The organism is Phenylobacterium sp. CCH9-H3 (genome assembly GCF_001557235.1).
Taxonomy (GTDB): Bacteria; Pseudomonadota; Alphaproteobacteria; order Caulobacterales; family Caulobacteraceae; genus Phenylobacterium.
Map to the genome: position 1 here is coordinate 1 of NZ_LSJI01000219.1, position 21,207 is coordinate 21,207.

Here is a 21,207-nt window from a genome sequence, read left to right on the forward strand (position 1 = left end):
CGGCCCGAGCCGGAACAGGCCCGCGCCCTGCTGGACGACGCCGATGGCCTCGCCGCTGCCGGCCGCTTCGAGGAGGCGATCCACCTCCTCCTGTTCCGCTCCATCGACGACCTGCGCGCCCGCCGCCCGGGCGCGGTCAGGCCGGCCCTCACCAGCCGCGACATCGCCGGCCTCGACGCCCTGCCCGAGGCGCCCCGCGCCGCCTTCGCCAACCTGGCCCGCGCCGTGGAGCTCACCTTCTTCGGCGGCCGCCCCGCCGGTCCCGCGGAGTTCGGCTCGGCCCGCGCCGACTACGAGGCCTTCGCCTTCGCCGAGGGCTGGCGGTGAGCGAGGCCGCCGCCCGACCGCCCACCTTCGCCGCCGGCGCCATCGTGGGGCTGGTGCTGGCCGGCGTCGTCGCCGCGGCGGCCATGGCGGTGCTCTCGGCCTATGCCCCCGACCTGCGCTCCGGCCAGGACGGCCGGGCCCACGCCCTCTCCAAGTCGGCCATCGGCTATGCCGGCGCGCCGATCCTGATGAAGGGCCTGGGCGCGCAGGTCCTGGTCAGCCGCACCCGGCCCACGCGCCCCTCGGCCGCCGTGGTGGTCCTGACGCCCGACCGCGGCCTCAGCCCCAAGGAGCTGCAGAGTTATCCCAAGGGCGTGCTGACCCTGATCGTCCTGCCGAAGTGGGCGGCCATGCCCGACCCGCTCCGCAAGACCTTCGTCCGCAAGGTCGGCGTCGTGCCCGGCGAGACCGCCTTCCAGGACATGCTGAAGTCCTACGCGCCGCAGACGCGGGTGGCGGTGCGGAAGGGCCAGGCCCGGCCTACGCTCCACGGCGCCTCCGGCAGCGCCTTCGCCGGAATGACGCTGCGGCCGGGCCAGATCGACAGCCTGCGCACGCTGTCGGGCGAGGGCTGGGCGCCGCTGCTGGTGGACGACCGCGGCCAGGCCGTCTTGGTCCAGTCGCGGAAGACGCCGAGCATCTGGGTCCTCGCCGACCCCGACCTGCTCAACAACCAGGGCCTGGCCAGCCTCGACACGGCGCGGGCCGGCGCGACCATCCTGGAGGTCGCCCGCGGCGGCGAGCGGCCGATCCTCTTCGACGTGACCCTGAACGGCCTGGAGCGCGGCCGCGGCCTGGGCCGGCTGATGCTGGAGCCTCCGCTGCTGGCGGCCACCCTCATCGCCGTTGCGGCGGGCGTGCTCATGGGCCTGCACGCCCTGGCCCGCTTCGGCCAGCCCCGCGCCAAGGGCCGGGCGTTCGCCCTGGGCGCCCGGGCGCTGGTGGACAATTCCGCCGACCTGGTGCGGATGGCCCGCAAGGAGCACGAGCTGGCGCCGGCCTACGCCAACCTGACCCGCAGCCTCGTGGCGCGCGCCGCCGGCGGCCATGCGGGCCAGGAACACTGGCTGGACGACCTGGCGCGCCGGCGCGGCGTCGCCGCCCCCGCCGACCTGGCCGCCGAGGCCGAGACCATCAAGACCCGCGACGACCTGCTGGCCGTCGCCCGCAAGCTTTACGACTGGCGAGGAGAGATGACGCGTGAACGTCGCTGAGGTGAGAGGGCTGGCCGAAAAGGTCCGGGCCGAGATCGGCAAGGCCATCGTGGGCCAGCAGGACACCATCGACCTGCTGCTGACCGCGCTGTTCGCCCGCGGCCACGTGCTGCTGGAAGGGCCGCCCGGTGTCGCCAAGACCTATCTGGCCCAGTGCTTCGCCCGCACGCTCGGCCTGGATTTCGGCCGCATCCAGTTCACGCCCGACCTGATGCCCGCCGACATCATCGGCTCCAACGTCTTCAACTTCCAGACCTCGACCTTCTCGCTGACGGAAGGCCCGCTGTTCTGCGAGCTGCTGCTGGCCGACGAGATCAACCGCACGCCGCCCAAGACCCAGGCCGCCCTCCTGGAGGCCATGCAGGAGCGGCGCGTGACCATCGACGGCAAGGCGCGCGAGCTCAGCCCCAGCTTTATGGTCGTCGCCACCCAGAACCCGCTGGAACAGCAGGGCACCTATCCGCTGCCCGAGGCCCAGCTGGACCGCTTCCTCTTCAAGCAGACCCTCGGCTACCCCAGCCGCGAGGAGGAGCGCCGGATCGTCGCCGAATACGGGATGCAGAGCGGCCACTCCGACCCCGCGGCCCGCGGCGTCGCCCGCGTTGTGACGGCCCGGCAGCTCGGCGAAGCGCACAAGGCGGTGGCCGCGGTCCGCCTGACCGACGAGATCGTCGGCTACGTCCTGGACCTCGTCCGCTCGACCCGCGAGACGCCCGACCTGTCCAGCGGCGCCTCCCCCCGCGCAGCGGCCCAGCTGGCGCTGTCGGCGCGGTCGCGGGCGGCGCTGGACGGACGCGACTATGTCATCCCCGACGACGTGAAGGCGCTGGCGCTGCCGGCGCTGCGCCACCGGGTGATCCTGTCGCCCGCCGCCGAGATCGACGGCCGCCGGCCCGACCAGATCCTCCAGGCTCTCGTCGACCTGGCCGCGGCGCCCCGGTAGCGGCCCGTTGCGCCTCTACCCCACCCGCCGCGCGATCGGACTGATGGCCGTCGGCGCTGCGCCGGCCCTGGCCGTCGCCATGCTCGCGCCGGGCCTGTGGACCGCGGCGGCGGCCTGGATCGTGCTGGCCGCCGGCCTGATGCTGGCCGATGTCATGCTGGCCGCGCCGCCGCGCAGCCTGACCCTGGACCTGGCCGCGCCACGCTTCATGGGCGTCGGCCGACCGGAGACCGCCCGCCTGACCGCCGCCTTCGAAGGCCGTCCGCCGCCGAGGCTCGAACTGGCGGTCGGCGTGAACGAGCGCCTCGTCGCCGAGCCGGACCGGCAGTCGGTGACGCTGCACGAAGGCCGGGCCGACGCGCAGGTGCGGCTGTCGCCCACGCGGCGGGGCGAGGGCCGGGTCGAGGGGCTGTGGGCGCGCTGGCGCGGGCCGCTCGGGCTGGTCTGGCTGCAGCGCCACGAACCGCCCGGCCCGCCGCTGGCCGTCACGCCGGACGTGGCGGGCGTGAAGGAGCAGGCCCTGCGCCTCTTCGCCCGCGACGCGCCTCTGGGCGCCAAGCCGCTGACCGACGCGGGCGAAGGTTCGGACTTCCACGCCCTGAAGGAATTTCAGACCGGCATGGACCTGGGCGACATCGACTGGAAGCAGTCGGCCCGCCACGCCAAGCTGATCGGCCGCGAGTACCGTACCGAGCGCAACCACCACATCCTCCTCGCCCTCGACACGGGCCGCCTGATGAGCGCGCCGGCCGCCGGCCTGCCGCGGATCGACAGGGCCATCAACGCCGCCCTGTTGCTGGCCTTCGTCTCGCTGCGTATGGGCGACCGGGTGGGCGTCTTCGCCTTCGATTCCAAGCCGCGGCTGGCCAGCGGCCTGGCTTCGGGCCCAGCCGCCTTCCCGCTGCTGCAGAAGCTGTGCGCCTCGATCGACTACTCCACCGAAGAGACCAACTTCACCCTGGGCCTGACGGCGCTCGCCGGCCGGCTGGACCGGCGCGCGGTGGTGGTGGTCTTCACCGACTTCGCGGACGCCACCTCCGCCGAGCTCATGATCGAGAACGTGGCGCGGTTGATGCGGACGCACCTCGTCCTGTTCGTGGTGTTCCGCGACGAGGAGCTCGAAAGCCTTGTCGGCCGCGAACCGCTGACGCCCGACGACGTCTCGCGCGCCGTGATCGCAGAGCGGATGCTGAAGCAGCGCGAGGGCGTGGCCGCGCGGCTGCGCCGGCTGGGCGCCCAGATCGTCGACGCGCCGGCGGACGGCCTGGCGACCAACCTGATCAACAGCTATCTCGACGTGAAGCGGCGAGGGCTGGTCTGATGGCCGAACTGCACCTAAAGAGCTGGCGGTTCCGGGCCGAGCGCGAGGCCGACTGGCGACGCCTCGAGGCTCTGCTGGCGAAGGCCGAGGCGGGCGGCGCGGCGAAGCTGAAGCGCGAGGAGCTGCTGGAAATGCCGCTCCTGTACCGCCAGGCGCTGTCGTCGCTGTCGGTGGCCCGCTCGATCTCGCTGGACCAGAGCCTGGTCGCCTATCTCGAAAGCCTGTGCACCCGGGCCTACTTCATCGTCTATGGCGCCCGCACGCGCCTGCCGGAGCGGATCGTGCGCTTCTTCGTCCACGACTGGCCTACGGCGGTCCGGGCGCTCTGGCGCGAGACCCTGGTCTCGTTCGTCCTGTCGGCCGCCGCCGCGCTCGTGGCCTTCGTCCTGGTCCAGCGCGACGCCGACTGGTTCCACAGCTTCGTCGAACCCGGGCTGGCGTCGGGCCGCGACCCGACGGCCACCACCGCCTCCCTGCGCGAAACCCTCTACCACCAGGGCACGGCCAGCGAGGGCCTGTCGTTCTTCGCCACTTTCCTCTTCACCCACAATGCGCAGATCGCCCTGTTCGCCTTCGCCCTGGGCTTTCTCCTCTGTTTGCCCACGGCGGCGCTGCTGGTCCTGAACGGCGGCATGTTCGGCGCCTTCCTGGCGCTGTTCGTGTCGCGGAACCTGGGTTTCGAGGCGGGCGGCTGGCTGATGATCCACGGGGCGACCGAGCTCTACGCCATCGTCCTCGCCGGCGCGGCGGGCTTCTCCATCGGCTGGGCCGTCTGCTTCCCCGGCGAACGCAGCCGCGTGGACGCAGCCGCCGAGGCGGGCCGCCGCGCCGCGACGGCTATGGCCGGCGTCGTGGTGATGCTGTTCGTCGCCGGCCTACTGGAGGGCTTCGGCCGCCAGCTGATCCAGGTCGACCTGGCCCGCTACGCCATCGCCGGGACGACGCTTGTCGCGTGGCTCGCCTATTTCTACTGGCCGCGGCGGTCCGCGCCATGAGCCTGCAAGGCGTCCTCGGCCGCTTCCGCCGGCCCCGCGCGCCGCGCGCGCCCTACGACGGCTGGCGCGAGCTGGTGACGCCGGAGGGTGTCGACCTGAAGCTCAAGGTGGGCGCCTACGCCGAGCGGTTCTCGGCCCTGCTGATCGACTTCGCGATCCTGTTCGGCGGACTGGCGCTCTTCAGCCTCCTGGCGCTAGGCGTGTTCTGGGCCACACGCGCCACCTGGTCGGCCGAGTTCCTGGGTGTGGTCTGGCTGCTGGGCGTCTTCGTCGGCCGCAACTTCTACTTCCTGATCTTCGAGGTAGGACCTCGCGCCGCGACGCCCGGAAAGCGGGCGATGGGCCTGCGCGTGGCCGCCGCCGACGGCGGGCGCCTGACCGCCGACATGGTGTTCGCCCGCAACGCCATGCGCGAGGTCGAGGTCTTCCTGCCGCTGACCTTCTTCGCCGCGCGCGGCGAGGGCGTCGACGCGGCCCTGATCAGCCTGGGCGCGCTCTGGAGCCTGGTGTTCGTGGTCTTCCCGCTCTTCAACCGTGACCGTCGCCGCATGGGCGACCTGGTGGCCGGCACGATGGTGGTGAAGGCGCCGAAGAAGGTGCTGCAGCCCGATCTGGCCGACACCGAGCGCACGGCGGCGCGCGGTTTCGCCTTCACCCACGCCCAGCTCGACGCCTACGGCATCAAGGAGCTTCACGTGCTGGAGGACGTGATCCGCGCCGGCGACCGCAAGGCGATGGCCGAGGTGGCGGCCCGCATCCGCGCGAAGATCGGCTGGGAAGGCCCGTCCGACGTGGCCGATCGGACGTTCCTCAACGCCTACTATGCAGCCCTTCGCGGACGGCTGGAGAGCCGCCTGCTCTTCGGCCATCGCCGCAAGGACAAGTTCGACCGCAGCTAGCTGAAGATCTCGGCCAGCCACTGCGGCCCGGCGCCCTCGCGCAGGCGTCGCAGCTCGACGTAGAGCACGGCCACGCCGGTGGAGCTGATCAGGGCGCTGAGGGTGTTGCTGACCACATTGCCCACCACCTGTGCGGGGCTGCGCGCCAGGGCCGCAGGATCAAGGGCGCCGCCGAAGCTGAGGGCCACCGCGATCGCCCCCACCACGGCGCCGATCACCAGGGCGATCACCCACACCACGACGAAGAGGGCGAAGATGCGCCAGCGGTTGCCCCGCGTGAGCTCGGCGCTGCGGCTGAAGGCCCCGAAGACACCCGTGCGGTCGGCCACGAGAGACGGCACGGCCACGCACCAGGCGCACGCCATCATGATCCCGGGCACGATCAGCAGGATGAGGCCGAACACGATCGCAATCGCCAACAGGATGGTGAGCCCGATCAGCGGCAGGAAGGCCCGCAGGCCGGTGGCGAGGCAATCGGCGATGCCGGGCCGCTGGCCGTTCATGTCCTGCACCGTCCCGTAGACCAGGGCGCCCTGCAGGATCGCGGCGGTGATGAACGCCGCCAGGCCGCTGAACCCCACCGCCTGGAAATAGCCGGGCCGCAGCGCGAACGCGGCGTTCGGGTCGATGTTGGTGGCCTGGAGATAGGCGATCACGGCGGTCGGGATCCCCGACAGCACCAGCGCCAGGAGGCCGAACGGGACGATGTTGCGGCCGAGCACGGCGAATGTGCCGCTGATCACCCGGGCGATGTCGAGCTTGCTCGGCGCAGCGGCGGCGATATCCGTCATTCCAGCATCCCCCTGAAGGCTCCCGCCGCGATGCTAACCACGGGTTGCGACAGCTGTCGACGCGCCGGTCGGGATGCGGGACAACCTTCGGCGTGAGCCTTGCCCTGCACACCCGCGTCGAGCGCCTGCCGCTCAAGGCGCCCTTCCGCATCTCGCGCGGCGTGAAGACCCATGCCGAAGTGGTGGTGGCCGAGTTGGACGATGGCTCCGCGAACGGCCGGGGGGAGTGCGTGCCGTATGGCCGCTACGGCGAGACGGCGGCGTCGGTGACGGCGCAGCTGGCCGAGGCGGGGCGGCGGCTGGCGTCGGGCGTCGACGTGTTGGCCACGCTGCGCGCCATGCCGGCGGGCGCGGCGCGCAGCGCCCTGGACTGCGCCGCCTGGGACCTGGAGGCGCGACGCGGTCGCTCCGTCGCCGCCCGGCTGGGCAGGACGCCGCCGGGCGCCATGCCCACGGCGGTGACGGTGAGCCTGGATACCCCGGCGGCGATGCGCGCCGCCGCCCTGGCGACCGCCGATGCGCCGCTGCTGAAGGTCAAGCTGGGCCCCGAGGATCCAGCCGCGCGCCTGGTGGCGGTGGCCGAGGCCGCGCCCCGCGCCCGCCTGATCGTCGACCCGAACGAAGGCTGGACCCTGCCGATCCTGCAGGCCATGGCCGAGCCGATCTCGCGGCTGCCGGTGATCATGGTGGAACAGCCGCTGCCCGCCGGCGAGGACGCAGGCCTGGCGCGGCTTGGATATCCGGCGCCGATCTGCGCCGACGAGTCGGTCCACACCGCGGCCGACGTGGCCCGCGCGGCGGATCGATATCAGATGGTCAATGTGAAGCTCGACAAGGCCGGCGGCCTCACTGAGGCGCTGGCCATGGCCGCCCAGGCGCGGGACTTAGGGATGGGCGTGCTGGCCGGCTGCATGGTGTCGAGTTCCCTGGCCATCGCCCCGGCCATGTGGGTCGGGGCGCTCGCCGACGCCGTGGACCTGGACGGCCCATGGTGGCTGATCGAGGACCGGCCTGGCGGCTGCCGGATCGAGGCGGGCGTGCTCTATCCGCCACAGCCCGGCTTCTGGGGATAGCCGCGCTCGACGTTCGGTTGACAGCGTTCGCGCATCATCGATTTCATCCAACTGCAATATTCGGCGGAGGCCCTGTGCCCGGCGCGGCGGCGGAGACGGTCGGAACCCTCGAGGTCGCGCTGGAGCATGCGGCGCGCCTGCTGCCCGTCGACGCCTCGGCCGCCGAGGCCCAGGCCCGCGAGATCCTCAAGGCCGTTCCCGACCATCCCCAGGCGCTCCGGCTGCTGGGCGCCGCCCTGCGGCGCCAAGGGGATATCCCGGCCGCCGAGGCGGCCTATCTGCGCTCGGTCAAAGGCTCGGTGAACGATCCCGACCTGGTCAAGGCCGCCACAGCCTTGATGGAGAACCGGCTGGCGGCAGCCGAGCAGGCCCTGCGCGCGATCCTCATGGCGCGGCCGACCGACGTGGCGGCGATCCGCATGCTGGCCGAGGCCGGCATGCGCCTGGGCCGCTACGACGACGCCGAGAACCTGCTGGCGCGCTGCGTCGAGCTGGCGCCGGGCTTCACGGCGGCCCGGCACAACTACGCCACCGTCCTCTACCGGCAGAACAAATCGCAGGCGGCCATCTCCCAGGTGAACCGATTGCTGGCGGACGATCCCGCCAATCCCGGCTACCGCAACCTCAAGGCCGCCGCCCTCGCCCGGATCGGCGAGTACGAGCAGGCGATCGCCCTCTACGGCGCGGTGCTCAAGGACCAGCCCCGCCAACCCAAGGTCTGGATGAGCTACGGCCATTCGCTGAAGACGGTGGGGCGGCAGGCGGAGTGCATCGAGGCCTACCGCCGCTGCGTGGCGCTGGCGCCGCAGTTCGGCGAGGCCTGGTGGAGCCTGGCCAACCTGAAGACGGTCACCTTCGATGCGGCCGACGTGGCGGCCATGGAAGGACAGCTCAGGCGGTCGGACCTCTCGGACGAGGACCGCTTCCATCTGGAGTTCGCCCTGGGCAAGGCGCGGGAAGACGCCGGGGACTACGAAGCCTCGTTCGGCCATTACGAGCGCGGCAACGCGTTGCGGCGGCAGGCCCTGGACTACGAGGCGGACGAAACGGACGACCAGGTCCGCCGCGCCAGGGGGCTCTTCACCGCACCCTTCTTCGCGGCCCGCGCAGGACAGGGATCATCGGCGCCGGACCCCATCTTCATCGTCGGTCTGCCGCGCGCGGGCTCGACGCTGGTCGAGCAGATCCTCGCCAGCCACAGCCAGGTCGAGGGCACCCAGGAACTGCCCGACATCATCGCCCTCGCACGGCGCATCGGCGGCAAGGCGAAGAAGGCCTCCGAGAGCCGCTATCCCGAGGCGCTGGCGCAGATGGGGCCGCGCGAGCTGACGGCGCTGGGCGAGGAATACATGGCCCGCGCCGAGGTGCACCGGAAGCTGGGCCGGCCGTTCTTCATCGACAAGATGCCCAACAATTGGGCGCATCTGGGCCTGATCCACTTGGCCCTGCCGAACGCCAAGATCATCGACGCGCGCCGCCATCCCCTCGGCTGCGGCTTCTCGGGCTTCAAGCAGCACTTCGCCCGCGGGCAGGGGTTCACCTACGACCTCACCGACATCGGCCGGTACTACCGCGCGTATGTCGAGTATCTGGCCCACTTCGACGCAATCCTGCCCGGGCGGGTGCATCGCGTGATCTATGAGCGCATGGTGTCCGATCCCGAGGCGGAAACGCGCGCCCTGCTCGCCCACTGCGGACTTCCCTTCGAGGAGGCCTGCCTGCGGTTCTACGAGAACGACCGCGCGGTTCGGACGGCCAGCTCGGAGCAGGTGCGCCGACCGATCTTCACCGACGCCGCCGACCACTGGCGGAACTACGACCCTTGGCTCGGCCCGCTCAAGGCCGCGCTGGGGCCTGTGCTCGACGCATACCCGCACGCGCCCGGGACTTGAGGCGCTTCAGATCCTGAGGGGGACCACATGACGAACGATCGGCGGAATTACAGAGGCGCGCGGCGCTGGTCGGCGGGGCTGCTCGCCACGACCATGCTGACCGGCGCGGCCGGATCGGCCCTGGCCCAGACGTCGAGCGCCGAGCTGGAAGAAATCGTGGTCACCGCCCAGAAGCGGTCCGAGAACCTGCAGGACGTGCCGATCAGCATCCAGGCGTTGGGTAGCGAACGGCTGGAGTCGCTGCAGGTCAACGACACGGTCGACTATGTGAAGTTCATGCCGAGCGTCACGGCGCCCACCGGCGCGCCGGGCTTCTCGAACTTCTACATGCGCGGCGTCGCTTCGGGCGAGAACAACAACCACTCCGGCCCGCTGCCCAGCGTGGGCGTCTATCTGGACGAGCAGCCGGTGACCACCATCACCGGGCCGCTGGACGTGCACATCTACGACATCGCCCGCGTCGAGGTTCTGGCCGGGCCGCAGGGTACGCTCTACGGCGCCAGCTCCCAGGCCGGCACGATCCGGATCATCACCAACAAGCCGGACGCGTCGGGCTTCAAGGCCGGCTACGACCTGGAGGCCAACTCGGTCGCGCACGGCGACATCGGCTACAGCGCCGAGGGCTTCGTCAACATACCGCTGCACGAGAAGGCGGCGGTGCGCCTGGTGGCGTGGGCCGAGCATGACGCCGGCTACATCGACAACATCCCCGGCTCGTTCGTCTATCCGACCGGCAGCATCCCGGTGAACAACGCCGCGGAGGTGGAGAACGACTACAACGAGGTCGACATCGTCGGCGCCCGCGCGGCGCTGAAGATCGACCTGGCCGAGAACTGGTCGGTCACGCCCACCCTGATGGGCCAGCGGACCCAGGCGGACGGCGGCTTCGCGGCCGACCCGCGTCTCGGCGACCTCAAGATCCAGCGGTACTATCCAGAGGGCGTGGACGACAAATGGGTCCAGGCGGCCATGACCATCGAGGGACAGGTCGCCAACCTCGACGTGCTGTACGCGGGGGCGCACATGCGCCGGTGGATCGACAGCGACTCCGACTACTCCGACTACAGCTACTTCTACGACACGCTGTTCGGCTACGGCGCCTACACGACCGACGACGCCGGCAACTTCATCAACACGTCGCAGTACATCCAGGGCCGCGACTACTTCAAGAAGACCAGCCACGAACTGCGCGTGGCGAGCCCGACCGAGAACCGGTTCAAGGTGGTGGCGGGCCTGTTCTATCAGAAGCAGACCCACAACATCGAGCAGCGCTACCGGATCGACAATCTGGCCGCGGCCACCGAGGTGCCCGGCTGGCCCGACACCCTGTGGCTGACCAAGCAACTGCGGACCGATCGCGACTACGCGGCCTTCGCCGATGGCACCTTCGATCTCACCGACCAGCTGTCGATCACCGGCGGCATCCGCTTCTTCAAGTACAAGAACTCACTGGATGGCTTCTTTGGCTTCGGCCTTGGCTATTCGTCGCGGACGGGCGTCGGCGCCTGCTTCGGGCCGCCGATCGTCGATGGCGGTCCCTGCACCAATGTGAACAAGACCACCAAGGGCGACGGCCATACCTACCGGATCAATGCGACCTACAAGGTCACCGAGGACAAGATGGTCTACGCCACCCTGTCGACCGGTTTCCGGCCCGGGGGCATCAATCGCCGGGGCACCCTGCCGCCGTACGACGCGGACTTCCTGAAAAACCACGAGATCGGGTGGAAGACGAGCTGGATGGGCAACCGGCTGCGGTGGAACGGCGCGATCTTCTACGAGAAGTGGAACGACTTCCAATTCTCGTTCCTGGGGGCCAACGGCCTCACCGAGATCCGAAACGCCGGCAAGGCGAAGATGAAGGGCGTGGAGTCCGACATCAGCTGGCTGGTGGCCGACGGCTTCACCCTGCAGGGGGCTGCGGCCTACACCGATGCCGAACTCGACGAGGACTATGTGCCGGACCCGTCGGCGCCGCCCGAGGCGCTGAAGGGCACGTCTCTGCCCGTCACAGCCAAGTTCAAGGGCAACCTGACGGCGCGCTACGAGTGGATGATCGGCGACATGGACGCCCATCTGCAGGGCTCGGTTGTTCACACCGGCTCGGCCTATCCGGATCTGCGGATCTCGGACCGCGCGGTGATCGGCAAGCTGCCCAGCTCGACCACCTTCGACGTCTCGTTCGGCGTGAACAAGGACAGCTGGCGGGTCGAGGCGTTCGCCAAGAACCTCTTCGACGACGATGGGCAGAACGACCGGTTCGTGCAGTGCGCCACCGCCGTCTGCACGCGGGTCTACACGATCCCGATCCGGCCCCGGACCATCGGGGTGAAGTTCGGCCAGTCCTTCTAGGCCTCGTTCCACCAGGGATAGGCCGGCGGCATGTCCGAGGAGACCCGCCCCGGAAACCGGGGCGGGCGCTTCTCCAGGAACGCGCCCACGCCCTCACGCACGTCTGGGCCGGCGCCCAGCTGCATGGACAGCGGCCCGTCCACCTTCAGCAGCGCGAACGGGTCCGGCGCGCCGGCGAACCGCCACAGCATCTGGCGCGCCAGGGCGATGGAGACCGGCGCAGTGTTGTCCGCGATCTCCAGGGCGATCTCGCGCGCCCGGGCGAGCACCGCCTCCGGCTCGACAACTTCGGCCAGCAGTCCGCCGGCTTTTGCCTCCTCGGCCGTGATCAGCGCCCCGGTCAGGCACCAGCGCAGCGCCTGTGGCAAGCCGACGAGCCGCGGCAGGAACCAGGCGCTGCCGGCCTCGGGCACCAGCCCGCGCCGGGCGAAGATGAAGCCGATCTTCGCGGCCGACGAGGCGATGCGGATGTCCATCGGCAGGGTCAGGGTCGCGCCCACGCCGACGGCCGCCCCGTTGATCGCCGCGATGGACGGCTTGCGACAGTTGAAGATCGCCTCCACGAACCCGCCGCCCGCCTGCCGGGGCTGCCCGGGCGCCGCGAAGGCCACCGAGCCCTCGGCCTTGGCGTCGAAGGCGCCCGCGCCGCCGGAGATGTCGGCGCCGGCGCAGAACCCGCGCCCCGCGCCAGTGACGATCACCACCCGGACGGCGTCGTCCAGGTCAGCCCGCTGGAAGGCGTCGGCCAGTTCGGCGCCCATGACGGCGGTGTAGGCGTTCAGCTTGTCGGGCCGGTTCAGCGTGACCGTCAGCATCGGCCCGTCGACCTCGTACAGGATCGTCTCGTAGGACATGCGGCCTCCCTTGCCGTTTTCGGCATTCGGCGCGCTTGACGAGGGGGCAGGTCAACAGGGCGTGGATGGGCTATAGGCGCGGCCGTGAGGAGCCCCGCCCCCGACCCTGTCTCCACGCCTGGACGCGACCTCGCCTGCGTCGCGGTGCGCCCCATCCCCTGGGCCGAGCCGGTGGCCGCTGCGTCCGCCTTCGCGGAGGAGACCCACGCGTGCGTGTTGCTCTCCGGCGGCAAGGGATGGTCGTATGTCCTGCGCCGTCCCGACGCGGTGGTGGAAGCCGGCCGCGATCTGCAGCCCTTGTTGGGCGAGGGCGAAGTGTCTCCCGACGGGCCGCCGTTCCAGGGCGGGGTGGTGGGCCTCGCAAGCTACGAACTCTCCGCCCAGCTCGAGCCGAGAGCGCCCCAGGTCAGAGGCGCCTGGCCGGACCTGACCCTGCTGCGCTACCCCGCGCTGCTGGCGTTCCACGCGGGCCGGGGCCAGGCCCTGGCGATCGGGCGAGGGCGTGACCGGGCCGCGGCGGTCGCCGTGGCCGATCGCGCACGGGGCTGGCTGGATCAGGCAGGCGTCGCGTCGCGCGCCGGGGTGCTCGCCGAAGAGGTCGGGCTGTCCGTCCCTGACCAGCGCCATGCCGCGGCGGTGGCCGAGACTGTGGCGCGGATCGCCGCCGGCGAGATCTTCCAGGCCAATCTCGCCCGGCCGTGGCGCGGCCGTCTCGCGCCGGGCGTCAGGCCCTTCGACATCTTCGCCCGCCTCGCCCGCCAGAGCGCGGCCGGCTATGCCGCGTTTCTGAACCTGCCGGGGCGGGCCCTGGTGTCGAACTCGCCCGAGCGGTTCCTGTCGGTGCAGCCGGGCCCTGGCGGCCTGTGGGCCGAGACGCGTCCGATCAAGGGCACCCGCCCGCGCGGAGCCGATGCGGCCACCGACGCCGCCCTGGCCGCCGAGCTGCAGGCCAGCGAGAAGGACCGGGCCGAGAACCTGATGATCGTCGACCTCATGCGCAACGACCTGGCGCGGGTCTCCGTCCCCGGATCGGTTCAGGTCCCGGAGCTGTTCGGGCTGGAGAGCTACGCCAACGTCCACCACCTGGTCTCCCGGGTCCGCAGCCGGCTGCAGCCCGGCCGCGACGCCTGGGACGCCTTCCTGGCCGCCTTCCCGCCAGGCTCGGTCACCGGGGCCCCGAAGCTTCAGGCCATGCGCGTCATCGCCGACTACGAGGCGCCGCGCGGCCCCTACTGCGGCAGCCTGTTCTGGGCAGGCGTGGATGGCGCTCTGGACGCCAGCGTCCTCATCCGTACGCTCGCGCTGGTCGAAAATGCGGCGGGCTGGGCCTTTGAAGCCCGCGCCGGGGGCGGCATCGTCGCCGACAGCGATCCGACGGCGGAAGTGGCTGAGACGACGGCCAAGATCGGCGCCATCCTCAAGGCCCTGATGGACGCGCCATGACCGAGATCCCGATCGACGACCGCGGTTTCACCCTCGGCCATGGCCTGTTCGAAACGGTTCTGTGGGCGAACGAGAGGCTGGCGCACTGGGACGATCACGTCGAGCGGTTGGAACGTGGATGCCGCGCCTTGCGCCTCCCGACGCCCGACCGTGAACAGCTTCGCAAGGCCGCCCTCGTGGCCTTGGATGCGGCGGGCAGCCCGATCCGCGCGGCCGTGCGGCTGAACTGGAGCGCCGGGTCCGGCGACCGCGGCCTGGACCCGCCGGAAGAACCCAGCCCTCGCCTGACCGCCAGCGCTGCGGCTCTGGGGGCGCTGCCTGGCCCCGCCCGCCTGATCACCGCCCACGTCCGCCGCAACGACCGCTCGCCGACGTCGCGGCTGAAGACGCTCTCCTATCTCGACAACGTCATCGCCCGTGCGGAGGCCCGCGAGGCGGGGGCCGATGAGGCGCTCATGCTGAACACCGCCGGCGAGGTGGCCTGCGCCGCGGCGGCCAACGTGTTCTGGGTGCGCCACGATGAGGTCTTCACGCCGGACCTGGCCTGCGGTGTGCTGGACGGGATCATGCGCCGCCAGGTCATCGCGGCCTGCCATGGCCTGGGCGTCCCTGTGCAGGAGGTCTACGCCAATCCGGGCCGCATCGGGTGGACGCCGATGTTCCTGACCAACAGCCTGATGGGCGTGCGGCCCGTGGCCAGCCTGGACGGTCGCGACCTGCCGAACTCACCGCTGATCGCGGCCATCGCCAAGGCGGTCAGTCGAGCTTCGAAATAACCTCCCGCACGGTCGAGACCGCCTCGCGCCGGGCGAAGACGGCGCCTATCGGCAGGACGCCGCCAACCTCACCTCGGGGCCTAACACCTAGTCCCGCGCGCTCAGGGGGTGGAAGTCGGGGCCTAGGGTTCGGGCGGGCCGTCCGAACAGGCCGGCCAGGGCCGTGGCGGCGGCGACGAGTCCGCAGACCACGGCCGTGATCGCCGGCCCCAGCGTCGCCAGGACGAATGGCCCCGCCGCCGTCGACGCCATCATCGCCGAGATGACCAGCACCAGCCGCAGCCTGAGGACGGCCGCATAGTCGTCGGCGGAAAGGCGGCTGCTGAAGAAGTTCAGCATCTGCAGGCCCGCTATGGAGTGGCCGACGCCCATCGCCAGCGCGGCCGCCGCCATGGCGGGAATGCGCGCCGGCCCGGGCAGCAAGGCCGCCGCTCCCACCAGCGACTGGGTCAGCCCGATCGCCACATAGCCCTCGAACTGCCGCCTGAGCGGCCGCTGGGGTTGGGTCAGGACCACGAACGGGCCGGCCAGCAATTCGGAGGCCGCCGCCGCGCCGAACACGACGGCCACGCCCGCCAGCCCGCTCGCGCCACCGCCCCCGGAGAAGATCAGCGGCACCGCGACGGTAAACCCGAGGGCGTAGGCCCCGCCCCGAACCGCCGTCGTCACCAGCGCGCTCCACACGCCCGGACAGGCGTTGGCCGCGTGCACGCCTCGCGCCAGCCGCCGCAAGAAGCTGGCCGGTGCGGCGTCGGCCGCCCTGGTGCGCGGCCGGTCCAGCGCCCGTCCCACCGCCGCCACCGCGCCCGCCGAGGCGAGGAAGCTGGCCGCATTGACGGTCAGCAGGTGGATGGCCGGCAGCACCGCCAGGATCGTCGCCGCCAGGAACGGTCCGCTGGCCTGCGCCACCCGGACCGTGCCGTCGAACAGGCCGTTCGCGGCGCGCAGGCGACTGGCTGGGGCGAGCGTCGGCAGGCTGGACAGGAAGACGGGGCGGTGGCTCGCCCCTATCGCCCCCAGCACGACGCTCACGGCGACCAGCAGGGGAAAGCTCAGGCCCAACGTCGTCGCGGCGGCCACGACCACCAGGCAAGCGGCGGCCGAAAGGAGGTCGACGCCGACCAGGAAGCCGCGCCGCGGCAGCGCCTCGACCACCGGCCCGCCCAGGATGCTGACCGCCAGGATGGCCGCCGATTGCGCCGTCACCATGAGGGATGCGTTCGGCCCCGCCATTTCGGCCGCCAGCCAGAGCGCGCCGACCCCATAGAGCTGCCCGCCGATGGCCGACAGCGCCAGCCCGACCCACAGGACGCGGATGCGCCGGTCCCGCAGGAGTTCGACGTAGGGATGGGTCATGGCGGGAAGTGTCGCTCCCGAATCGGGCCTGACGCCAATGGAGGTTCAGGGGCCGAATGGTGCAGGCGATGACCAGCGCCGGGCCGAGTTATCTGGCCGTCCAGCTGGGTTGGCCGATGCCGTCGGTGCGGCAGGGTCGGCCGTGGAGGCAGACCTCGCGGAACTGATAGAGCAAGGCCGCGGTCGGCGGGTTCACCCAGGAGCCCTGGACGAACATGCGCAGGATCGCCGGCCCGCCTGCGGGATTGCGCACCCGCCGGGGCGCCCGCGGATGATCCAGATCGGCGAGGGGGATGTGCCACGCGGCATGCACCTCCTCGGGGTTGGGGACGAAGCTCACCGGCTCGGGCGTCCAGAAGACCACCGGCGTGACCACATGGCCGCCCAGGGTGACGAAGTCGTCCAGCAGGCCCAGGGCCGCCTCGCGGGACAGCTTGACCCCGAGTTCCTCGTCCGTCTCGCGGCGGGCGGCGTCGATGGCGTCCTCGCCCGCATCGACGTTGCCGCCGGGCAAGGCGTAGTTGCCGGCCCCGCGACGCATGTGGAGCGCCCGCCGGGTCAGCAGGAAGGCCGGTCCGGTGGGCGTCGGGGACAGCACGATCGCCACGGCCGCGCGACGACGGCCCTCGGTCTCGATGGCGATCCGCTCGAACCCCGCAAGGTGGCCTTCGATCCGGGTGCGCAGCGCGTGCATGCGGGCACTGTAGCGCGGCGCCCCAGCGTCAGGACCAGTGCTACGGAGCCTTCAATGTCGCGCACTGCCGGGTCGACAGGTCCTTCGGCGGCGTTGTCTCGCCCTCGGGCACGTTGCGCTTGAACGTGAAGGCGGCGAGCAGCGGGGTCTCCTCGTCCGAGAAGATGTCCTTGGGCATGGCGCGCAGTTCGATCACCACGTCGATGGCCCCCGGCGGACTGAGCGTCGCGCCGAACGTCCACGGCTTGTCCGGCTCGCGGGCATGCAGCACGTAGGTGCCGCTGTTGGGCGAGTGGGCCTTCATGCTCTCGCTGCTCAGGCCCTCGCCCTTGATCTTGTAGAAGACGTCGGCGTCGCCATCGGCCTCCAGCCAAAGGGCCAGCTCATGATAGTCGTCTTCGCCGACAGTCTCGTCGATCCAGGCGCAGACCTCGACCGCGCGCGCCGGCGCGGCGGCGGCCCACAGCGCGAACCCAGCCAGCAGGACTTTCAGCATCGCAGCCCCTCCCGATAGCGGAGCCTATGACGTTTGGCGTTCGGGCGCGATTGGAGTCATGCTTCAGCCGGACGGAGGACCTGCGCGCGCAAAGACGTGGGCCCCGCGGGAGGATCGGACCATGGCGGACGGCGCGGCCAACCTGCGTGACCTGGCGTATTCCACACCGCTCGAGGATCTCAATCCGGGCGATCCGGACCTCTTCCTGCACGACGCCTTCTGGCCCTATTTCGAGCGGCTGCGCCGGGAACAGCCGGTGCACTGGTGCAAGGCCAGCGAATTCGGCCCCTATTGGTCGGTGACCCGCTACCAGGACATCATGGCGGTGGACACGAACCATGCGGTGTTCTCGTCCGAGGCGGCGCTGGGCGGCATCACCATCCGCGACGCCCGTCCGGACCTGCGCCGACCCAGCTTCATCGCCATGGATCCGCCGCGCCACGACGTGCAGCGCAAGACCGTCAGCCCGATCGTCGCGCCGCAGAACCTGGCGCTGATGGAGCCGATCATCCGCGCGCGGGCGGCGAAGATCCTGGACGAGCTGCCAGTGGGCGAGACGTTCGACTGGGTCGACCGGGTCTCGATCGAGCTGACCACCCAGATGCTGGCGACCCTGTTCGACTTCCCGTTCGAGGAACGGCGCAAGCTGACGCGCTGGTCCGACGTGGCCACGGCCCTGCCCGCGCCCGGCGGCATTGTCGAGACGGAGGACCAGCGCCAGGCCGAGCTGATGGAATGCCTGGCCTACTTCACCCGCCTCTGGAACGAGCGGGTGAACGAAGCGCCCCGGGGCGATCTGGTGTCAATGATGGCCCTCGGCGAGGCGACGCGGAACATGACCCCGGACGAGTACCTGGGGAACATCATCCTGCTGATCGTCGGCGGCAACGACACCACCCGGAATTCGATCAGCGGCGGGCTCTACGCTCTGAACCAGTTCCCCGACGAATACGACAAGCTGCGGGCAAACCCCGAGCTGATCGCCAGCATGGTGCCCGAGATCATCCGCTACCAGACCCCGCTCGCGCACATGCGCCGTACGGCCCTGGAGGACACCGAGATCGCCGGCCAGGCGATCCGGAAGGGCGACAAGGTGATCATGTGGTACGTCAGCGGCAACCGCGACGAGACGGCCATCGAGAACCCCGAGGCCTTCATCATCGACCGGGAGCGCCCACGCCAGCACCTGTCGTTCGGCTTCGGCATCCATCGTTGTGTCGGCAATCGCCTGGCCGAGCTGCAGCTCAAGATCGTCTGGGAAGAGATCCTCAAGCGCTTCCGGCATATCGAGGTGGTCGGCCAGCCCAAGCGGGTCCGCTCGAGCTTCGTCAAAGGCTACGAAACCCTGCCGGTCCGTATTCACGCCTGAGGGCGGCTCGAACGGTCGCGGCGCGCAGCGCATGCAACCGCCTTCCCTTCGCGGCGGGCTTCCGGGATGCTGCCGGCCGCTCAATGAGTCGAGGGAATAGCGATGAAGACCCGGGCCGCCGTCGCCTTCGAGGCCAAGAAACCGCTGGAGATCGTGGAACTGGACCTGGAGGGTCCGCGGGCCGGCGAGGTGCTGGTGGAGATCAAGGCCACCGGCGTCTGCCACACCGACGCCTACACCCTGGACGGGTTGGATTCCGAAGGGATCTTCCCCTCGATCCTCGGCCATGAGGGCGCCGGCGTCGTGGTGGAAGTGGGGCCGGGGGTGACCTCGGTGGCCGTGGGCGATCACGTGATCCCGCTCTACACGCCCGAATGCCGGCAGTGCAAAAGCTGCCTGTCCCGCAAGACCAACCTGTGCACGGCGATCCGGGCGACCCAGGGCAAGGGGCTGATGCCCGACGGGACCAGCCGGTTCTCGTACAAGGGCCAGACGGTCTTCCACTACATGGGCTGCTCGACCTTCTCGAACTACACGGTCCTGCCCGAGATCGCGGTGGCCAAGATCCGCAAGGACGCGCCCTTCGAGACCGCCTGCTATGTGGGTTGCGGCGTCACGACGGGGGTCGGGGCGGTGGTCAACACCGCTGACGTGGAAGCCGGCGCCAACTGCATCGTCTTCGGCCTGGGCGGCATCGGCCTCAACGTGATCCAGGGGCTTCGGCTGGTGGGCGCCGGGATGATCGTGGGCGTCGACCTCAACCCCGCGCGCGAGGAATGGGGCCGCCGCTTCGGCATGACCCATTTCGTCAATCCGAAGGACGTGCAGGGCGATCTGGTGACGCATCTGGTCGCGCTCACCGATGGCGGGGCGGACTACACCTTCGACGCCACCGGCAACACCACCGTCATGCGCCAGGCCCTGGAGGCCTGCCACCGGGGCTGGGGCGAGAGCGTGATCATCGGCGTGGCCGAGGCCGGCAAGGAGATCGCCACCCGGCCGTTCCAGCTGGTCACGGGCCGCGTGTGGAAGGGCACGGCGTTCGGCGGCGCGCGGGGCCGGACCGACACGCCGAAGATCGTCGACTGGTACATGGATGGCAAGATCGAGATCGATCCCATGATCACCCACAAGCTGCCGCTCGACCGGATCAACGAGGCCTTCGATCTGATGCATGCCGGCGAAAGTATTCGAACGGTGGTCGTCTACTGAGGTTCTCTGCGCGCACCGCGGGAGATGAGTGTTTGATCAATCTTGGATTGTCAGTCCTCTCCGGAAAGGTAAGGTTGTCCGGCTGGAGTTGATGGGGGACGCACGCCGGTGCGAGTTTCGACGGCGATCTCGTCCGCCTTCGGGTGGACGCGCGTACGGACGTTCGCACTTGCCGCGGGCCTCGGCAGCCTGATCGCGCTCACTCGGATTTCGCTCCAGACGGCCTTCGGTCCCGCCGCCCCCTTCATCCTGGCCTGGCCCGGAATGATGCTGGCGGCCTTCATCGGCGGCTTCTGGCCGACGATCTTCGTCGCGGGCGTCGGCTTCCTGGTGGGGCGGTGGGTGCTGGAGACCGCGGAGGCCCGTCCGATGGGCCCCGGCGCAATCGTCGTCTACGCGGCCTTCGCCCTCGCGTTCGCCGTCGCCGGCGGTGCGCGCCAGGGGGGACTGAGGCGCGCGCGGGACCAGGCGGAGCGTGTGGCGGACCTCCAGCGGCAGATGGTGCGGGTCTCGCGGCTGAACGCCATGGGCGAAATGGCCGGGTCGCTCGCCCACGAACTGAACCAACCGCTGACCGCGATCGCCAACTATCTGAACGCCGCCGAACAGCTGCTTGGCCGCGAGGACGTGCCGGCGGCCCGCGTGAACGAGCTGGTGCGCAAGGCGGGCGACCAGGCCGTCCGGGCCGGACAGATCGTGGCGCGGACGCGGGCCAGCCTGGACCGCGGCGAGATCGTCGCGGGGGAGGAGTCGGTCGCCGCGTTGGTGCAGGAGGCCGTCGAGGTCGCGCGGGCCGGGATCGCCCGGGACGGCGTGGCCATCCGCTACGAGTTCGACCGGACCGCCGATCGCGTCCTGGCGGACCGGATTCAGGTCCAGCAGGTAGTCCTGAACCTGGTCCGCAACGCCGTCGAGGCGATGGCCGAACGCCCTCGGCGCGAACTGAAGATCAGCGCCCTCGCGGCCGAGCCCGGTTTCGTCAAGCTCAGCGTCGCCGACACGGGCCCCGGCATCTCGCCCGAGGTGGCCGATCGGCTGTTCCAGCCGTTCGTGACCGGCAAGCCGGACGGCATGGGCGTGGGGTTGTCGATCTCGCGGAACATCGTCGAGGGTCACGGGGGGCGGATGTGGGTCGAAGGCAACGCCGATGGCGGCGCGACCTTCCATTTCACGTTGAAGCGCGCGGGGCGGGAGGCCTGA

At 70.8% G+C, this 21,207-nt stretch carries 18 protein-coding genes and 1 pseudogene; 14 read left to right on the forward strand and 5 right to left on the reverse strand.

Features of this window, described 5'->3' with window-relative positions; translation table 11 throughout:
• The 6 genes and pseudogenes from AX721_RS18965 to AX721_RS18990 form a co-directional block, all read left to right on the forward strand.
• Positions 1-327, forward strand: a pseudogene (locus tag AX721_RS18965) (DUF4129 domain-containing protein); the annotation flags it as partial.
• Positions 324-1,541, forward strand: coding sequence for a hypothetical protein (locus AX721_RS18970; protein WP_068877544.1), 1,218 nt, complete (start codon positions 324-326; stop codon positions 1,539-1,541). The pseudogene AX721_RS18965 and the gene AX721_RS18970, both read left to right, overlap by 4 nt.
• Positions 1,528-2,484 carry a MoxR family ATPase gene (locus tag AX721_RS18975; RefSeq protein ID WP_068877545.1) on the forward strand — a complete coding sequence of 319 codons (957 nt, stop codon included), beginning with the start codon at positions 1,528-1,530 and terminating at the stop codon, positions 2,482-2,484. Before AX721_RS18970 ends, AX721_RS18975 begins: the two co-directional genes overlap by 14 nt.
• Before the next feature lie 7 nt (positions 2,485-2,491).
• Complete coding sequence (locus tag AX721_RS18980; RefSeq protein WP_231733251.1) at positions 2,492-3,805, forward strand: DUF58 domain-containing protein; 1,314 nt, start codon at positions 2,492-2,494, stop codon at positions 3,803-3,805.
• On the forward strand, positions 3,805-4,800 hold the full coding sequence (locus tag AX721_RS18985) for a stage II sporulation protein M (RefSeq protein WP_068877546.1): 996 nt from the start codon (positions 3,805-3,807) through the stop codon (positions 4,798-4,800). The genes AX721_RS18980 and AX721_RS18985 overlap by 1 nt, the downstream gene beginning before the upstream one ends.
• Positions 4,797-5,699: an RDD family protein gene (locus AX721_RS18990; RefSeq protein ID WP_082769874.1), complete on the forward strand. Its 903-nt coding sequence runs from the start codon at positions 4,797-4,799 to the stop codon at positions 5,697-5,699. Before AX721_RS18985 ends, AX721_RS18990 begins: the two co-directional genes overlap by 4 nt.
• On the opposite strand, the gene AX721_RS18995 is transcribed toward AX721_RS18990, so the two are convergent.
• The gene (locus AX721_RS18995; RefSeq protein ID WP_068877547.1) at positions 5,696-6,490 is read right to left on the reverse strand and encodes a hypothetical protein; all 795 of its coding nucleotides are present in this window, start codon (positions 6,488-6,490) and stop codon (positions 5,696-5,698) included. The genes AX721_RS18990 and AX721_RS18995 overlap by 4 nt on opposite strands.
• 92 nt (positions 6,491-6,582) lie before the next feature.
• Between AX721_RS18995 and dgcA the strand changes: the two genes are divergently transcribed.
• The 3 genes from dgcA (at position 6,583) to AX721_RS19010 (ending at position 11,807) form a co-directional block, all read left to right on the forward strand.
• The gene (gene dgcA / locus AX721_RS19000; protein WP_068877548.1) at positions 6,583-7,563 is read left to right on the forward strand and encodes an N-acetyl-D-Glu racemase DgcA; all 981 of its coding nucleotides are present in this window, start codon (positions 6,583-6,585) and stop codon (positions 7,561-7,563) included.
• Between the two features lie 74 nt (positions 7,564-7,637).
• Entirely contained in the window at positions 7,638-9,455 is a 1,818-nt protein-coding gene (locus AX721_RS19005) for a tetratricopeptide repeat-containing sulfotransferase family protein (RefSeq protein WP_068877549.1), read from the forward strand.
• Positions 9,456-9,482: 27 nt separating this feature from the next.
• Entirely contained in the window at positions 9,483-11,807 is a 2,325-nt protein-coding gene (locus AX721_RS19010; protein WP_068877550.1) for a TonB-dependent receptor, read from the forward strand.
• Here AX721_RS19010 and AX721_RS19015 read toward each other — a convergent pair.
• Entirely contained in the window at positions 11,804-12,661 is an 858-nt protein-coding gene (locus AX721_RS19015; protein ID WP_068877551.1) for an enoyl-CoA hydratase-related protein, read from the reverse strand. The genes AX721_RS19010 and AX721_RS19015 overlap by 4 nt on opposite strands.
• A gap of 84 nt (positions 12,662-12,745) precedes the next feature.
• Here AX721_RS19015 and AX721_RS19020 point away from each other — a divergent pair, with 84 nt between their 5' ends.
• Both AX721_RS19020 and AX721_RS19025 read left to right on the forward strand, forming a co-directional pair.
• The gene (locus tag AX721_RS19020; protein ID WP_197422646.1) at positions 12,746-14,104 is read left to right on the forward strand and encodes an anthranilate synthase component I family protein; all 1,359 of its coding nucleotides are present in this window, start codon (positions 12,746-12,748) and stop codon (positions 14,102-14,104) included.
• Positions 14,101-14,880, forward strand: a complete 780-nt coding sequence (locus tag AX721_RS19025) for an aminotransferase class IV (RefSeq protein WP_068877553.1) — start codon at positions 14,101-14,103, stop codon at positions 14,878-14,880. The genes AX721_RS19020 and AX721_RS19025 overlap by 4 nt, the downstream gene beginning before the upstream one ends.
• An 87-nt stretch (positions 14,881-14,967) precedes the next feature.
• Here AX721_RS19025 and AX721_RS19030 read toward each other — a convergent pair whose 3' ends face one another.
• The 3 genes from AX721_RS19030 to AX721_RS19040 form a co-directional block, all read right to left on the reverse strand.
• Complete coding sequence (locus AX721_RS19030) at positions 14,968-16,236, reverse strand: MFS transporter (protein WP_068877554.1); 1,269 nt, start codon at positions 16,234-16,236, stop codon at positions 14,968-14,970.
• Between the two features lie 88 nt (positions 16,237-16,324).
• Complete coding sequence (locus AX721_RS19035) at positions 16,325-16,930, reverse strand: CoA pyrophosphatase (RefSeq protein ID WP_068877555.1); 606 nt, start codon at positions 16,928-16,930, stop codon at positions 16,325-16,327.
• Positions 16,931-16,970: 40 nt separating this feature from the next.
• Positions 16,971-17,426: a hypothetical protein gene (locus AX721_RS19040; protein ID WP_068877556.1), complete on the reverse strand. Its 456-nt coding sequence runs from the start codon at positions 17,424-17,426 to the stop codon at positions 16,971-16,973.
• Between the two features lie 121 nt (positions 17,427-17,547).
• Between AX721_RS19040 and AX721_RS19045 the strand changes: the two genes are divergently transcribed.
• The 3 genes from AX721_RS19045 (at position 17,548) to AX721_RS19055 (ending at position 21,207) form a co-directional block, all read left to right on the forward strand.
• On the forward strand, positions 17,548-18,795 hold the full coding sequence (locus tag AX721_RS19045) for a cytochrome P450 (RefSeq protein WP_068877557.1): 1,248 nt from the start codon (positions 17,548-17,550) through the stop codon (positions 18,793-18,795).
• A gap of 102 nt (positions 18,796-18,897) precedes the next feature.
• The gene (locus tag AX721_RS19050; RefSeq protein WP_068877558.1) at positions 18,898-20,007 is read left to right on the forward strand and encodes an S-(hydroxymethyl)glutathione dehydrogenase/class III alcohol dehydrogenase; all 1,110 of its coding nucleotides are present in this window, start codon (positions 18,898-18,900) and stop codon (positions 20,005-20,007) included.
• Between the two features lie 108 nt (positions 20,008-20,115).
• Positions 20,116-21,207, forward strand: coding sequence for a sensor histidine kinase (locus AX721_RS19055; RefSeq protein ID WP_068877559.1), 1,092 nt, complete (start codon positions 20,116-20,118; stop codon positions 21,205-21,207).

Excerpts from the sequence above, each read along its gene's own strand:
- AX721_RS18985 (WP_068877546.1), top strand. The coding sequence starts at position 3,805 with ATGGCCGAACTGCACCTAAAGAGCTGGCGGTTCCGGGCCGAGCGCGAG.
- AX721_RS18990 (WP_082769874.1), top strand. The coding sequence starts at position 4,797 with ATGAGCCTGCAAGGCGTCCTCGGCCGCTTCCGCCGGCCCCGCGCGCCG.
- AX721_RS18995 (WP_068877547.1), bottom strand. The coding sequence starts at position 6,490 with ATGACGGATATCGCCGCCGCTGCGCCGAGCAAGCTCGACATCGCCCGG.
- AX721_RS19010 (WP_068877550.1), top strand. The coding sequence starts at position 9,483 with ATGACGAACGATCGGCGGAATTACAGAGGCGCGCGGCGCTGGTCGGCG.
- AX721_RS19015 (WP_068877551.1), bottom strand. The coding sequence starts at position 12,661 with ATGTCCTACGAGACGATCCTGTACGAGGTCGACGGGCCGATGCTGACG.
- AX721_RS19025 (WP_068877553.1), top strand. The coding sequence starts at position 14,101 with ATGACCGAGATCCCGATCGACGACCGCGGTTTCACCCTCGGCCATGGC.
- AX721_RS19030 (WP_068877554.1), bottom strand. The coding sequence starts at position 16,236 with ATGACCCATCCCTACGTCGAACTCCTGCGGGACCGGCGCATCCGCGTC.
- AX721_RS19035 (WP_068877555.1), bottom strand. The coding sequence starts at position 16,930 with ATGCACGCGCTGCGCACCCGGATCGAAGGCCACCTTGCGGGGTTCGAG.
- AX721_RS19040 (WP_068877556.1), bottom strand. The coding sequence starts at position 17,426 with ATGCTGAAAGTCCTGCTGGCTGGGTTCGCGCTGTGGGCCGCCGCCGCG.
- AX721_RS19045 (WP_068877557.1), top strand. The coding sequence starts at position 17,548 with ATGGCGGACGGCGCGGCCAACCTGCGTGACCTGGCGTATTCCACACCG.
- AX721_RS19050 (WP_068877558.1), top strand. The coding sequence starts at position 18,898 with ATGAAGACCCGGGCCGCCGTCGCCTTCGAGGCCAAGAAACCGCTGGAG.